The organism is Lysobacter sp. CCNWLW3, assembly GCF_036697405.1.
Lineage (GTDB): Bacteria > Pseudomonadota > Gammaproteobacteria > Xanthomonadales > Xanthomonadaceae > Lysobacter.
Genome location: NZ_JBAHWA010000011.1, coordinates 50,784 through 65,651, shown reverse-complemented (window position 1 = coordinate 65,651; position 14,868 = coordinate 50,784). Strand labels below are relative to the sequence as shown.

Annotated in this window: 9 protein-coding genes; 2 read left to right on the top strand and 7 right to left on the bottom strand. The window is 67.4% G+C overall.

What is annotated here, in order from left to right; translation table 11 throughout:
- Positions 1–62: 62 nt before the first annotated feature.
- Together V1318_RS16100 and V1318_RS16095 are read right to left on the bottom strand one after the other, a co-directional pair.
- Positions 63–2,633 (bottom strand): exo 1,3/1,4-beta-D-glucan glucohydrolase, encoded by a 2,571-nt coding sequence (locus tag V1318_RS16100; RefSeq protein WP_332940777.1) that lies wholly within the window; start codon positions 2,631–2,633, stop codon positions 63–65.
- Positions 2,634–2,785: 152 nt separating this feature from the next.
- Complete coding sequence (locus V1318_RS16095) at positions 2,786–5,248, bottom strand: TonB-dependent receptor (protein ID WP_332940737.1); 2,463 nt, start codon at positions 5,246–5,248, stop codon at positions 2,786–2,788.
- A 322-nt stretch (positions 5,249–5,570) separates the two neighbouring features.
- On the opposite strand from V1318_RS16095, the gene V1318_RS16090 reads away from it, so the two are divergent.
- A complete protein-coding gene (locus V1318_RS16090) occupies positions 5,571–6,605 on the top strand; it encodes a LacI family DNA-binding transcriptional regulator (RefSeq protein WP_332940736.1) in 1,035 nt (344 codons plus the stop codon).
- Between the two features lie 42 nt (positions 6,606–6,647).
- Positions 6,648–8,138 carry an MFS transporter gene (locus tag V1318_RS16085; protein WP_332940735.1) on the top strand — a complete coding sequence of 497 codons (1,491 nt, stop codon included), beginning with the start codon at positions 6,648–6,650 and terminating at the stop codon, positions 8,136–8,138.
- 57 nt (positions 8,139–8,195) lie between these two features.
- On the opposite strand, the gene V1318_RS16080 is transcribed toward V1318_RS16085, so the two are convergent.
- From V1318_RS16080 to V1318_RS16060, 5 genes are all read right to left on the bottom strand, one after another.
- Positions 8,196–9,683, bottom strand: a complete 1,488-nt coding sequence (locus V1318_RS16080) for an amidohydrolase family protein (RefSeq protein WP_332940734.1) — start codon at positions 9,681–9,683, stop codon at positions 8,196–8,198.
- Positions 9,684–9,856: 173 nt separating this feature from the next.
- On the bottom strand, positions 9,857–10,678 hold the full coding sequence (locus V1318_RS16075; protein WP_332940733.1) for a trypsin-like serine protease: 822 nt from the start codon (positions 10,676–10,678) through the stop codon (positions 9,857–9,859).
- A 1,317-nt stretch (positions 10,679–11,995) separates the two neighbouring features.
- Positions 11,996–13,009, bottom strand: coding sequence for an alcohol dehydrogenase (locus V1318_RS16070; RefSeq protein ID WP_332940732.1), 1,014 nt, complete (start codon positions 13,007–13,009; stop codon positions 11,996–11,998).
- Complete coding sequence (locus V1318_RS16065; protein ID WP_332940731.1) at positions 13,006–14,181, bottom strand: FAD-dependent oxidoreductase; 1,176 nt, start codon at positions 14,179–14,181, stop codon at positions 13,006–13,008. Before V1318_RS16065 ends, V1318_RS16070 begins: the two co-directional genes overlap by 4 nt.
- Positions 14,178–14,846 carry a cupin domain-containing protein gene (locus V1318_RS16060; RefSeq protein ID WP_332940730.1) on the bottom strand — a complete coding sequence of 223 codons (669 nt, stop codon included), beginning with the start codon at positions 14,844–14,846 and terminating at the stop codon, positions 14,178–14,180. The genes V1318_RS16065 and V1318_RS16060 overlap by 4 nt, the downstream gene beginning before the upstream one ends.
- Positions 14,847–14,868: the final 22 nt, after the last annotated feature.

Genomic DNA, 14,868 nt, shown 5'->3' with positions numbered 1-14,868 from the left:
GCCATTCCGCTGGTCCGGAACGGCGGGCCGGAACGATGTCTAGGAACTCCGCGTAGCGCGGCTCACCTGCGGGTCCTGCATTCGAGCGTCCGCTCCGCTTCGCCCTGCGGAACCAGGGCGATGCGCGAGAACGACAGCTGCAAGGGCGCGCCGGTCTCGATCGTCAACAGGCCTGTCACCTTCGACAGATCCGCGCCCGCCAGCGCGAAGCATTTCAAGGGCATGCCGAACGTGGTCCATTGGCCGACCGGCAACGCGGCCAACGACTCGCGCAGCGGCAAGCTCGCGCCGCAGGCTTCGCCGCAGGCCAGGCTCACCGCCACATCGCCTTGCGGCGGCGCGTCGACGCGCAGCGTCAGCGCCAGTTGCACGTCGCCGTTGGCCTCGCGCGTCAGGTCCTTGGCGACATCCGCGATCAAGGAGATGCGGGCGGGCGCCGAGCCGGTCCAGCTCACCCGGCGCGCGTCCTCCTGGCGCCGATGGTCGACCGCCGCGACACGGATGGCGCCGCCCGGCGATGCCGCCGGCAGGGTCGCGATGTCCATCGCGGGCTGGTCCGCGGTCTGCAACGCCATCGACAAGCCCGGCGCCAGCATGCCGAGCGCGTAGTACAGGCCCGGCTGCGCCTGCGCGAGCGATACGCCGGCGGTTTCCGGCAAGGCCGCGAGATCGCCCTTGTCGGCATAGCTCAGGCCGTAACCGTAGGGGAACTGCGGGTCGTAGTCCTGCTGGCCGATGTTGTTGGCGTACTGATCGGCGCGGCGCGGCCAGGAGAAGCTCAGCTTGCCCTTGAAGTCGTGGCGGACGCGGCCATCGGGCGCCCGCAGCAGCAGGTCGGCGATGCCGCCGCCCTCGCTGCCGGGCAGCCAGGCCGCGACGAAGGCGTCGGAGGCGTTGATCTCGCGGTTCACCCACAGCGGGCGGCCGCTGAGGAACACCGTCAACACCGGGATGCCGTCGGCCTTCAGCTTTCGGATCAGCTGCAGGTCGCCGTCGTCGCCGGGCTTGTACAGCAAGGTCGGCAGGTCGCCCTGGAACTCGGCGTACGGGTTCTCGCCGATCACCACGATCGCGGCGTCGGGCTTGCTGCGGTAGCGGCCGTCGGGCGCGAGCTCGGCGCTGCCGCCGGCGGCCTGCACCGCGTCCTCCAGGCCTTCCCAGATGGTCTGGCCGTTGGGGAAATCGGCGCGGGTGGTGCCCGTCCCCTGCCAGGTCAAGGTCCAGCCGCCGCTCTGCTTGGCCATGCTGTCGGCGCCGTCGCCGGCGACCAGCAGCTTCTTGCCCGGGTCCAACGGCAGCGTGCCGCGCTGGTTCTTCAGCAGCACCAGCGATTCGCGCACGGCCTGGCGCGCGACGGCGCGGTGTTCGGGCGCGCCCAGCAGTTCGAATCGGCCGCCCAGCCTGCGCTGCGACGGCTTGCCGGCCTCGAACAGGCCGAGCAGGAATTTCACCCGCAGCACCCGCCGCACCGCGTCGTCCAGCCTGGCCAGCGGAATCGTGCCCGCCTTCGCCGCGGCCAGCGTGCTCTCGTAGAAGGGCTTCCAGCTGTCGGGCGCCATCACCAGGTCGATGCCGGCGTTCACCGTCGCCGGGCAGCGCGCGTTGTCGCAACCGGCGATCTGGCCGTGCGCGTTCCAGTCGGTGACGACGAAGCCGTCGAAGTTCATGCGCCCTTTCAGCACGTCGGTGATCAGCGGCTTGTGGCCCGCCAGCTTCACGCCCCAGTAGCTGCTGAAGGACGCCATCACCGCCTGCGCACCGGCCGCGATGGCCGGCGGATAGCCGGCGTTGTGCACATCGCGCAACACGGACTCGCTGACCTGCGCATCGCCCTGGTCCTTGCCGTCGCGGGTGCCGCCGTCGCCCAGGTAATGCTTGACCGAGGAGATCACGTGCGCGCCGTCCAGGAACTCCTTGGCGCCGACCTTGCCCTGCAGGCCTTCGACCATCGCGCCGGCATAGCTGGCCACCAGCTTGGGATCTTCCGAATAACCTTCGTAGCTGCGGCCCCAGCGGTCGTCCTGCGGCACCGCGACGGTCGGCGCGAACGCCCATTCCATGCCGGTGGTGCGCGTCTCGACCGCGGTGATGCGGCCGATCTCGCGGATCAGCTCCGGATTGCGCGCCGCCCCCAGGCCGATGTTGTGCGGGAATACGGTGGCGCCGACCACGTTGCTCTGGCCGTGCACCGCATCGATGCCGTACAGGATCGGGATCGCCTTGCCGCCGCCGCGGGTGTCCATCGAGGCCTCGTAGAACGCGTCGGCCTGCGCCAGCCATTCCGCCGGCGTCGCGTTGTATTTGCCGCCCGGGTCGGAGCCGCCGCCGGCCAGCACCGAGCCCAGCCGGTAGCGGCGTACGTCTTCGGGGGTGAGGCTGGAGATGTCGCCCTGCACGATCTGGCCGACTTTCTCTTCCAGCGTCATCGTGCCCAGCAGCGCGTCGATGCGCGCTTCCAGCGCAGGATCGGCCGGCAAGGGGCGCGCCGGCGCGGGCCAGCGTTCGGGATGGATGCGGCCGCCGGCGGGCGTGTCTTCGGCGATGCCGGGGCCGGCGGTCAATCCCAGCGCCACGGCCAGGGCCAGCCCGCGGCGCAGGGTCGCGGCGCTCGCCCGCGGGTTGCTCGATGCGATCTTCAAACCGTGCTCCAAAAGGTCCGTGCGGGCCATGCGCCGGGCAGCCCGTTACACCGCGCGCCCATGCGCGACGCGGCACCAGGATCGAGTGCGATGCGCGCCCCGGCCTCCGCGCGCCCGCGGCGCGGGCACGGGAAGCCGGGCGCCGGTCAGAAATGCAGACCGAAATTCACCCCGTAGGTGAGCGGCGGCAGGTACTGCGAGACCCACAGGTACTGCCCGCCGCCGGGACTGAACCGGCCCGCCGCGGTGCGCGTCTTCTCGTCGGTGAAGTTCTGCACGTACAGGCCGGCCCACCAACGCCGCTCGGGCTCCTCGTAACGCAGCGAGAAGTCGCCGCGGCCGTAGGCCTCCTGCTGGTCTTCGCTGCCGAGATTGAACACGCTCAGCCAGGTTTCGGTTTCGTAGTGGGCGGTCAGCCGCGGCGTCAGCGTGCCGCCGTTGCCGAGGTGGAACTCGTGTTCCCACATCAGCGTCAGGGCGAAGTCCGGCGCATGCGGCAACTCGTTGCCGCTCACGTTCATGCAGTTGCTGATGCCCGATTCCGGCGGACACGCCGGCAGGCCCTGGTAGTCGTTGCTGCCCGCGTACAGCAGCCTGCCCAGTTCCTTCTTCGGAATACCCGAAACCGTCAGGTTGACGCGGTCGTTGTCGCCGATGAGCGCCGACAGTTCGCTCTCGTAACCCCAGACCTTGGTGCTGCCCTCCACGTTATTGAAGCCCAGGCCCCGATTGCCGTCGGGGAAGGTGACCGGCGCGGACAGCTGGAAGTTCTCGAAGTCCATGTAGTAGATCGCGCTGTTCCAGGTCACCCGCCCTTCCAGGAAGCTGAACTTGCCGCCGATCTCGTAGTTGGTCAGCTCCTCGTGCTCGTAGGTCGCGCCGCCGTCCTGCAGGCCGCCGGATTTGTAGCCGGTGGAGACGCTGGCGTAGAGCAGGCCGTTCTGGCCGACGTCGAAATCGGTGCGCGCCAGCCAGGTCACCTGGCTGTGGCCGTACTCGCCGTCGTTGACGGTGGAGATGTTGAATCCGTTACCGGGGCTGGGATAGGTGCCCGGGGAGATCGGCACCTGCGGCACGGTCGGGTCGTAGGCCCAGCCCCACCCGCGGCCGCCGACGTTGCGCTTCTTGTCGTCGGTGTAGCGCGCGCCCGCGGTCAGGCGCCAGTTGTCGCCGACGTTCCAGGTGGCCTGGCCGAATGCGGCGTAGGAATCCACCGTTTCCTTGGGCTGGATGAACGAGCCTTGCCAGGCCACGGTGCCGTCCTGGGTGCCGTTGAAGATCGGGATGTCGAAGCGGATCGAGTTCTTCTCGGCGGCGTAGTACAGGCCGACGATCCAGTCCACGGTCCGTTCGCCGGTCGAGGCCAGATTGAACTCGTGGCTGGTGCTCTCGTACTCGGAATCGTTGGTGCGGTCTTCCTGGTACTGAGCGGGGCCGCAGGCGAAGCAGGTCGGCACCAGCACGCCGCTGTCCTGGTCGTAGGTGGAGCGGCCCTCGAACTTGCCGAAGCCGGCGATGTAGGACAGGCGCAGGCCGTCGTTGATGTCCCAGTCCATGCGGCTGCGCAGCGCATAGGAATCGCGTTCGATGTAGGGCGCGGTGTCGATCAGCGCCGACCAGAAATCCTGGCCGGCGCGCGGCCGCTGCATCAGGTTCATGCTGGGCGTGCCGCGGTCGCGGAAGTATTCCAGCGCCAGGTTCCAGCTGAAGGCCTCGTTGGGTTGCCACAAGGCGCTCACGCGCGCGGCGGCCTGGTTCTGGGCGTTGTACTTGTCGCCGCCGGTGACGTACTGGTTCGGATTGATCGGCCGGAACGTGGCCGGATCGCCGCCGGCCGCCGCATACGCGATGCGCTGCGCGTCCACCGAGGGGATCTGGCCGACCGGGTTCTGATAGTCGACATAGCCGTCGTGCTGTTCCTGCGCCAGCGCCAGGCGCATCGCGAAGGTGTCGGTGATAGGCAGATTGACCACCGCGCGCGCGCCCACCGCGTTGTAGTTGCCGACGCTCAGCTGGGCGCTGCCGAAGTAGCTGCCGATCTCCGGCTTGGCGGTGCGGAAATTGACCGCGCCGACCGTGGAATTGCGGCCCCACAGCGTGCCCTGCGGGCCGCGCAGCACTTCCGCGGCCTCGACGTCCAGCAGCAGGCCGGCGGCGGCCTCGGCGCGTGGCGAATACACGCCGTCGACGAAGATCGCCACTTCCGGATCGGCGTATTCGGTCTTGGCTTGGTCGTTGCCGATGCCGCGCAGGGTCATGGTGACCACGTCGTGATCGCCCTGCCGCGTGGCCTGCATGCTCGGCACCAGCTTGGTGATGTCCTGCACGGTCATCACCCGCTCCTTTTCGAGCGTGTCGGCGTTGAGCGCGCTGATCGCCACCGGCGTCCTCTGCAGCGGCGTCTCGCGCTTGGTGCCGGTGACGATGACGGTGTCGAGCGTCTTGGCCGCGCCTTCCTGCGGCGCGGGTTGTTGCGGCGCGGCGGCCGCGGGCGTTTGCGGCTGCGCGGGATCCGTGGCCTGCGCCTGACCGGCGGGTCCGGCCAGGGCATCACTTGAAACGAGCGCGACAAGGATCGCGCCATACAGCGCGTGCGAGCGGTACGTCATGTCCCTCTTCCCTCCGGTTCGGACGCTCCCGTCTTCCGGCTCTTTTCGGCAGTCGCTGCCGCCGACCGGTGTGGAGCGGAGCGAGTGATACGGCAGAATGGCAGCGCTGTCAATTGCGAATTGACAGCGCTGCCAATTTGATCGGACAGCGCCGCTTTTGGCGCTTTTTCGGCCGCCGCGGATGCCGCGCTGCAGCAAAGAATCTGCGCCTCACCCACGCCGCGTCGCGGCCCGCGCAAGGGTACTTTTGCGGCCGCGGCGCCAACCGGCACCGCGGCGTGCGATAACATGATTCGCCACTACCCGCCTTCGGAACGTATTGATGCGCGCCAGAATCGAAGACGTCGCCCAGGCCGCCGGCGTCTCCATGAAAACCGTCTCGCGCGTCTTCAACCACGAGCCGAACGTGAGCGAGAAGACCCGGCTGAAGGTCGAAGCGGCGGCCCAGGCCCTGAACTACCGCCCCAATCCCTCGGCGCGCAGCCTGGCGGGCAACCGCTCCTATCTGATCTCGCTGGTGTACGACGACCCCGCCGCGGCCTCCAGCTACGTCATGGAGATCATCGTCGGCATGCTCGCCGCCTGCGAACAGCAGCGTTACAGCGCGATGCTGCGGCCGCTGGAGTATTCCAATGTCGACCATATCCGCGCGGTCGAGGAATCGATCGCGCAATACCGGCCCGACGGCCTGATCCTGGTGCCGCCGTTCGCCGACGACGTCAAACTGCTGCAGCGCCTCGATGCGATCGGCGTGCGCTACGCCACCATCTCCGCCAAGGCCAAGTTCGGCCACGCGCGCATCGGCACCATCCTGGACGAACGCAGGGCGGCGGCGGACATGATCGCGCACGCGGTCGAGCTCGGTCACCGCCGCATCGCCCATATCGCCGGCCCGCCGCCGCACGGCGGGCGCGCCTGGCGCCTGGCCGGTTACCGCGACGGCCTGCGCCGCGCCGGCCTGGCTTACGACCCCAAGCTGGTCGTCGAGGGCGGCTTCACTTTCGACGACGGCATCGCCGGCACGAAGCAACTGCTCGACCTCAAACAACCGCCCACCGCGATCTTCGCCGCCAACGACGACAGCGCCTGCGGCGTCATGCACGAGGCGTTCGAACGCGGCATGCGCATCCCGCAGGACTTGTCCGTGTTCGGTTTCGACGACACGCCGGCCTCGCGCCAGATCTGGCCCAGCCTGACCACGGTGCGGCAACCCTGCCGCGAGATGGGCCGCATCGCCGCCGAACAGCTGCTCGCCGCGATCCGCGACCCACAGGCGGGCGCGCTGGTGCGCGTGCCCTACGAGCTGATGATCCGCCAGTCGGGCGGGCCCGCGCCGGTTTCGGCGAAGCGACGCTGAGCGACGGCACCGCGAACGCCGCACGCCTTCGGTCAGACCTCCATGTCCGCCACGCCAAACAGGGTCCCGCTCGGCTTCTGGCAGATATGGAACATGTGCTTCGGCTTCATGGGGTTGCAGTTCGGCCTGGCGCTGCAGAACGCCAACGTCAGCCGCATCTTCCAGACCCTGGGCGCCAGCATCGACGACATCCCGGTGCTGTGGATCGCCGCGCCGCTGACCGGCTTGCTGGTGCAGCCCATCGTCGGCTACTACTCCGACCGCACCTGGGGCCGGCTCGGCCGGCGCCGTCCGTACTTTCTCGCCGGTGCGATCGTCGCCGCGCTGGCGCTGGTCGCGATGCCGAACGCGGCCACGCTATGGGGCGCGGCGGCGCTGCTGTGGATACTCGACGCCGCGATCAACGTCGCGATGGGGCCGCTGCGTTCGTTCGTCGGCGACCAGCTGCCGTCCTCGCAGCGGCCGGCCGGTTACGCGATGCAGACCCTGTTCATCGCCGCCGGCGCGGTCGTCGCCAGCCTGCTGCCCTGGCTGCTCGCGCAGTTCGGGGTCGACAACCTGGCCGCCGCCGGAGAGACCCCCGACACGGTGAAACTGGCGTTCTATCTGGGCGCCGCCGTCCTGTTCGGCACGCTCGCCTGGACCGTGCTGTCGACGCGCGAATATCCGCCCGAGGTGCTCGCCCGCTTCCAGGACGCCAAGCCGGCCGCGCCCCCGCGGCCCTTGCCGGCGCGCGTACGCTACACCGGCCTGCTCTGGTGCGCGGCGGGATCGGCGGCCTTTCTTGCCATCTACCTGGCGCAGGCCGATGCGCGACTGCATCTGCTGGCCGCCGGCCTGCTGGCCTACGGCGCGGTGCAACTGATCGCCGGCTACAGCCGCAGCCGCAACCCGCTCACCGCCATCATCGCCGACCTGCTGACGATGCCCGCTACCATGCGCCAGTTGGTGCCGGTGCAGTGCTTTTCCTGGTTCGCGCTGTTCGCGATGTGGATCTACACGACCGCGGCGGTGACCAGCGTGCATTTCGACACGCTGGACACGCGCTCGGCCGCCTACAACGACGGCGCGAACTGGGCCGGGGTGCTGTTCGCCGCCTACAACGGTTTCGCCATCCTCGCCGCCATGCTGATTCCGCGCATGACGCGCCGGCTCGGCCTGCGCCTGAGCCATCTGCTCAACCTCGTCCTGGGCGGCTGCGGCCTGCTGTCGTTCCTGCTGATTCGCGATCCGCACTGGCTGCTGTTGTCGATGGTCGGCGTCGGCTTCGCCTGGGCGTCGATCCTGTCGCTGCCCTACGCGTTGCTGTCCGACAGCGTGCCGGCGGACAAGATGGGCGTGTACATGGGCATCTTCAATCTGTTCATCGTCATCCCGCAGTTGCTCGCCGCCAGCATCCTCGGCTTCCTATTGAAGACGTTCTTCGGCAATTCGCCGATCTGCGCGCTGATGATCGGCGGCGTCAGCCTGCTGCTGGCGGCGCTTTGCGTATTGCGCGTGGGCGAGCATGCGGGACGCGACCGCCCGCAGTGAACGCAGGCTCCGGCCGTCGCCGGGTCGCCAAGCGCCCCGGCGCTGATGCCCCTTCGGCTAGGCTTCAAACCACAGGCCGCGCAGGAAGCGGCAGATCACGCTGATCCGGTGGGCCTGATCCTCGACGAAGCGCATGGCGGAGGCGCGTTCCTGTTTTCCGTACCAGCGGCCGTCCGCGACTACCGCGCTGATCCGTTGGGTATTGCGGATGTCGCGCAAGGGGTCGGCATCCAGCAGGACCATATCGGCGTACTTACCGGCTTCGATCAGGCCCAGCCGAGATTCGGCCCCATGCGCCCTGGCAGGGCCGACGGTTGCCGCAAACAGGGCTTGCGAAGGCGTCAGACCGGCCGCGACGAGATTCTGTAACTCCTGATGCAGGCTGAAACCATGAATCACGTCCGCATCCAATGCGTCCGACCCCGCCAGGACGGTCACGCCCGCCTCGTGGGCCTGCTTGGTCAGTCCAAGGGCGGCTTGGTGGACCTGCGCCAGTATCTTGCGTTCTTCCGGCCCTTCCTTTCCGGCCGATCGCAGGAAGGACCATATCCAACGCTGGGGAGCGATCACATACCGCTGCGCCGGCGCTCCGGTCGATGATGCGCCGCTGGCAAAAGCCGCGTCTTGCCCGCTTGAGGCGATGTGGGTCGGAGTGTAGGTCCAGCCGTGTTTGCCCAGATGCTTGAGCACGCGCTCGCACCTCGCCCGGTTCATGCCGGCCAACAGCGCCGCCTTCGAGCGATTTTTCCCGTCGAAGCGGGCGCGGAAATCCGAGCACTGAGGCAGCAGGCTGCCGTCATGTTCGATGCCGGCTAGCGGGTGCGTGCCCTCCAGGAGATCGACGGAGAACGGGATATGGCCCGACACCCTGTAGCCTTCCTCGCCCGCCACGCGCATGACCTTGGCGAAGTCGTCGGCCGGAACCTGCTCGTCCATCTGTATCTTCAGGAAGCGCTCGCCGCGGCCCTTCAAGGTAGCGATCAGCTCGCGCAGCTCGGCGTCGTGTTCCGGCACGTCTTCCAGGTGATAACTCACCGACTCGACGATCCGCGGGCCCGTAATTTCGCCGGCTTGGATCTGCGCGCGCCAGCGCTGCGTCCCGGGCTCGCAGTCGGCGGAGCCCGACCACGAACACGCGTTCCCCATGTCCCGCACGCTGGTCACGCCGTTGGCGATGAGGAGAGGAAAATGCAGTTGCGGCGACAGTCGCAGGGTGTGTATGTGCGAGTCCCACAACCCCGGCATCAGATACTTGCCACCGGCCGGGACCACCTTGGCCCCTGCCGGCACCGGCCGGCTGCCGTCGGCGCCGACGTACGAGATCGTGTCGCCGACGATCACGATCATCTGTCCGTAGGCGATGCTGCCGTGGCCGCGCGGGTCGACCACGTTGGCGTTCGATATCACCGTGACCGGGCTGCGCACCGGCGCCGGCAGCACGGACGGCTCCGGCAGCGCCAGCAGATTGATCGCCAGGAACGCCAGCAACGCGGCCGCCAGCGTGGCGACGAGCGCTCGCCTGAGTACCGCCAAGAGTGTTCGCATGCGTTATTCGGCCCCTGATGCTTGGATCGAGCCGAGCGGCGAAACGGCTGCGGCTCGGATGAATTGGAATGGCTGCGCCTGAACTTTCGCACCGGGCGCAGGGGCCGGACACGATAGCCGGACAGTGTCCAGCGAGCGCCAGCGAGCGATCCGTCGCCGCGCCGCTTCGGCGCTCAGCGGGCCGGCCCGGCTTCGCCGCCCGCGATCGTCTTCCCGATCCAGTCCGCGTAGTTCCCCAACCGCACGCCGTAGCTGGTCTCGCCGTACCGGCCTGGGCGGACTTCGGTGCCGCTGACTTCGCCGCGCTTCCAGGCGGTGATGCCGGCGACCTGCCATTGCTTGCCCACGGCGACCAGGATCGGCCCGCCGCTGTCGCCGCTGCCGGCCGAGGCCTCCAGGGCAAGCGCGTTCGGCGGCCGGTCGAAGGTGTATCCGATCCATCGCGCCTCGACGGCGCTCACCCGGTTGTAGCCCTGGCGCAAGTCGGTCCGGTTCGGCCCGTGCAGAGGGTGCCCTTTCGATCCCGTCCCGGTGGCGCCGCGTCCCATGATACGAATGAGCTTGCCCATTGCCGGGCCGCTGTAGATCCGCGCTGGCGCAACGTCGCGCACCGGTTCGGAAAGCTCGATCAAGGCGATGTCGTCGGACGAAGCGACGAACTCGAAGAAGGCCGCCCAATCACCGGATTTCATGGCGGCGTCGATCATCTCCTGCGGAGGCTTCCTGTAGCCCGGATGGACGACGACCCGGCGCACCGCTCGGGGCGTACCGCCGACGACCACCACATCCACTGCGTGCTGCCAGCTGACAGCGTGGGCGGCGGTGACGACCCACCGCGGCGCGATGAGGACGCCATGGCCCTCGCCCGGCACATCGGCCAGCGCCGGAAACTCCGAGGCCGCCATCCGATATCGCAGATCCGGGACGTCGTCGCGAATGACGACCGCGCCGGCGCCGAACGACGCCAGGAGCAACAGCAGCGCGGCAGCCCGCATGCGCAACATCCGTTGTTGGGAACCCCATTGTCGGGTCCCGAGCGCCGCGTTGACTATAGGCCAAGGGTGACCCTTGCTTTCGGGCCGGAACGGGCGCCGCTATGCACGGCGGACGATGCAATTCGGGCCGACCGGCCCGACGCCCTCGCCGTCGCCCTCCCACAGGCTGCATCCATCGTCCTACCCGCCGCGCTCGAACCGGGCGGCGGCAACGACGGTCGCGCTGACTACTCCAGCATTGCCGGCGGGGCTATTCCACGCACCGACGATCGACGGCGTCAGCCTGCCGGCGGTGCTTTGCGTACTGCGCGCGGGCAAACACGCGGGAAAGCGATCGTCCGCCGTGAGAGCGGGGGCGCGCGGCTAAGTCTACGTCGGACATGCGTCCGGATACGACTGTTTGCCGCGCTCGTACCTCACCGAGCCGAGGCGAATCGCGTCGGGCGAAACCTGCCGAATCGGCAAATCGAGGGGCTCCGGAGCAACCGTCGGGGGAATGCATCCATCGCATCCGGCGTAACGCAAAACCGCTCTGCCGTTCTCCAGCGGACCCAGCACTTCGCCTTCGTATGAAACCGCACCGCCATCGCCTTCCGAAGAGAAGACGCGACCCGATGCGCAGAACACCGTCCGCTTGTGCAACACGATGCGCGTGTCCTGGATTTGGAGCGAGTCCTGATAGAACCACTGGGCGTCGATGCCCGGCTGGTCCAGGTTCGCGGCGCGTTCGAAACCGACTTAGGCGTTTGCGTGCCACGGCAAAGGCGGCGGAAGCGGCGGATCCGCGCGCACCGGCGCAAACACGGCGAGCAGCGTGGCAAGCGCAGCTCCCGCCACGAGACAAATGCGCGTGGCCATTGCGGTACTCGGTTGCGGCATGACCGTCTGTCTCCCTCGCATTCGTACGATCCGCAGGCCTGGATCAATCCGTTGGGAAGCGCATTGGCCATGGCGATCCCAACGGGTCGGCACGCGCCCAGGCCCAGGCGAAAAAAGCTGGGGAGCACTATGGATCGGAATCCGAGCGCCGATCGATCGGGCCAGCGCGCCGGTCATGGGTCGCGCAGCGGCGTCGGACGCTGGCAGGGGCGGCTTTCGAGGCCGAAAAAGAAAAGGACCTAGCGTTTCCGCTAAGCCCTTCTTTTGATTGGTGGGCCGTCAAGGATTCGAACCTTGGACCTACTTGATTCTAGAGTTTGGGCAACTTTGCTATTGAATCAATGGCTTAAGCCGTTTCTCAGCATCCTACCAGCCATTTTCCCGATGTCCGCTAACGGCCAGGAACGGACACTGGAAGAGGTGGCTAGCTGGCGTGCACTAGTGCCCCATCGTCAACACTATGCGGTACTTCACGCTCCCTGATTTCATTCGTTGATACGCGTCGCGTGCTCGCTCCAACGGCATCGTCTCGATGCGAGGGCGCACGTCGGCCAGAAGGCTGAAATCGAGGGTTCGCTCGTTCTCGTACGGCGACCCCGTGATGGATCCCACTACGCTACGTTCGCCAACGACCATGTGCCCAGCAGCAATCGGCAGAGGGTCTTTGCCGGCACCGAGCAAGACGAGGCGGCCGTTAGGCGCCAAACCTCGCATGAGTGCCGATACCGTGCTCGCGTGCCCAACGGTGGTCACGATGGCCTGTGCACCACCCATGCCTTGCAGCTTTGCCACGGGATCTTCCTGGTTTGTGTCGATGTAGACATGCGCGCCGAGCGCCAGTGCATCGCTTGCGATGTCAGTGCCACGCCCGATGGCGACGACCTTGAAGCCCATCTTGCGCGCGTACTGCAGGGCCATGTGCCCTAGACCGCCGATCCCAAGGATGGCCACGGTGTCGCCCGCTTGAGCGCCGCACTTCTTCAGCGCGTTGAAGGTGGCGATGCCCGCGCAGAGAATGGGTGCGGCTTCTTCGGAATTCAGTTCATCCGGTATGGATACCAACCCGGTTGCGCGGGCCAGCATCATCTCGGCGTATCCGCCATCGCTCGTGGCACCGACGAAGGGCTGGTACAACTGGAAGTGTCCTTGGCGGCATTGGATGCACTCATTGCAGTAGCCGCCCAGTCGGCCCACGCCGACGCGTTGTCCTACTTTCCAGATCGAGGGCGTATTGGCACCCAAGGCGGCGATGCGCCCTACCACTTCATGGCCGGGTACCCGCGGGGGCTGTACCGGCTCGGCCCGCTCGATGTCGCCGACGTCCGCGCCGCAGATCCCGCAGGCTTCGACCTCGATCAGCACTTCACCATTGTTGGGGGCAGGCGTGTCGCGCTCCACCAGCTCAAGGATGCCTGGCTGACTTACCTGCACGGCACGGTATGTGGCCTTCATTGTGAGCTTCCCATCTGGATCAGGGAGTTAACCGGGATGTCCGATCGGGCGGGGAGCGACTGCAGCCCCAGGCGCGCGGCATCGATGGCACCGGCGACATAACCGGGAAACTGCCGCGACCATTCGCTCGCGATGCCGGTGAGCCGGCTGCGCCAAGGGCCGGCTCCGGCACCGGCCGCGGGCGCTTCACCGTGCTGGCCGGCGCTCTCCAGGTCGGCGGACGTCGCTGTGTACGGATCGAGCGCCCAGTCTTTAAGGAATTCCGCTTTGGGCTGGGCGGCCTGCGGCCCGAACAGTCGTGCGAGCTGCGCGCGGCAATGGGCGCGCAGGACCTCATCCGCAACACTCTTGCGGATGCGCGCGGGGATGCCGAAGAACCCGAACAGTGCCGCGCTACCGCCAGGCATGGACGCGTCGTGGATTTCGCCCAGTGGTCCATGGGAGCTTCGGGCTTCGCCCGATAAGCCTTGCTCGCGCCAGAAGGGAACGTCGTAGATTGCAATGTACTTGGCGTGGGGAGCCATCCACGTCGCCGTCGCGCGCCATTGCTGGGCCAACGGCTGCGGCAAGGGTGGAGTGAAATCGATTCCCGCCTCGGCCAAACGGGGCGGAATCGCGAGGAGCACGTGTTCGGCAAGCCAGGTCGCGGTTCGGCCGGAAGCGTCGATGCTCTCGACTTCGACGTGGGAATCGGTGGCGCGCATCAGGCGTACCGCCTGACCGGTGACGATCCGCGTCGCGTCCAGCCTTAGGTGCAGCGCATCAACGAGCTCACCCATCCCGCCCACCAGACGCATCGAGGCCGGCGAGCTCGCGTATCCGCGCACGCGCATGGGTGGCTCGTTCGGCGCACGCTCCGCCAGCGTGTCGCCCGCATCGAACTGCTCGAAACGCTGCAAGTTCAAATCTCTGATCAAGCGATCCAGTTCGGGTTGGAAAGTGGGCCAGAACCATGTCGGACCCAAGTCGAATCGATCCACATCTTTCGCCATGCTGGCAGGCACAGGGCCTGGATTCGCCGGCATGGAGGCGGATGCAATCCGGCCTCCCACCCCATCGCGGGCTTCGAGCAGCACGTAGTCGTGGATACCCTGCTGTTCCAACAGGAACGCCGCATATAGACCACTCAGGCCGCCACCGACGATCACTACACGCAGCGGTCGCATGTTCATGCAGCCGCCTTGATGCCGAACGGTTTCCCGGTCTTGAGGTACAGCTTCGCGCCTCTCGCCCCGGTGGTAATTGAGGCGTGCTTGCCGGCGGGCAGTCGCATCCAGGTACCACGCGGGTGGGACTGCCCGTGGATTACCACGTCGCCAGCCAACACCAACAATTCGCCACTGTCTACGATGTCCGAAAATACGGTCTCGCCCGGCGGCACACGCTGCAGGCAGATCTGCTCGGCATCGTTTTCGACCAGCGGGCAAAACTCGCGCCCGTTCCGCCGATGCCAGGACACCTGATTACCGGTATCGACGCGCACACGGCGAGTATCGCCCGGCGCCATTTGCCCGAGCTTGACGAAGATGATCGCGCCTTCGTTGGTGAAGGGCCGGTGGCTCGACCCGGGCGGATTGCGCAGATACCACCCAGCCGGATAGTTCCCGCCCTCGTCGCTGAAGGTTCCGGACAGAACCAGAATCTCCTCGCCATCCGGGTGCACATGGCGCGGGAACCAGGCATCGGGCGCGTACCGCACGATGCTGGTGGCACGCGCCTTCTCCCCGCCGATGCGATCGAGCATTACCCGCTCTACACCGCTTTGAGGCGAGCACACCCATTGGTAATCATGGGGTGCCACAACGGCGGGGTTCTCGAAATCAGCGTTGATGCGCACAGGAGTCTCCGGATGCAGTCCC

Coding starts and splice junctions, on each gene's coding strand:
- V1318_RS16095 (WP_332940737.1), bottom strand. CDS start 5,248: ATGACGTACCGCTCGCACGCGCTGTATGGCGCGATCCTTGTCGCGCTC.
- V1318_RS16090 (WP_332940736.1), top strand. CDS start 5,571: ATGCGCGCCAGAATCGAAGACGTCGCCCAGGCCGCCGGCGTCTCCATG.
- V1318_RS16085 (WP_332940735.1), top strand. CDS start 6,648: ATGTCCGCCACGCCAAACAGGGTCCCGCTCGGCTTCTGGCAGATATGG.
- V1318_RS16080 (WP_332940734.1), bottom strand. CDS start 9,683: ATGCGAACACTCTTGGCGGTACTCAGGCGAGCGCTCGTCGCCACGCTG.
- V1318_RS16075 (WP_332940733.1), bottom strand. CDS start 10,678: ATGCGGGCTGCCGCGCTGCTGTTGCTCCTGGCGTCGTTCGGCGCCGGC.
- V1318_RS16070 (WP_332940732.1), bottom strand. CDS start 13,009: ATGAAGGCCACATACCGTGCCGTGCAGGTAAGTCAGCCAGGCATCCTT.
- V1318_RS16065 (WP_332940731.1), bottom strand. CDS start 14,181: ATGAACATGCGACCGCTGCGTGTAGTGATCGTCGGTGGCGGCCTGAGT.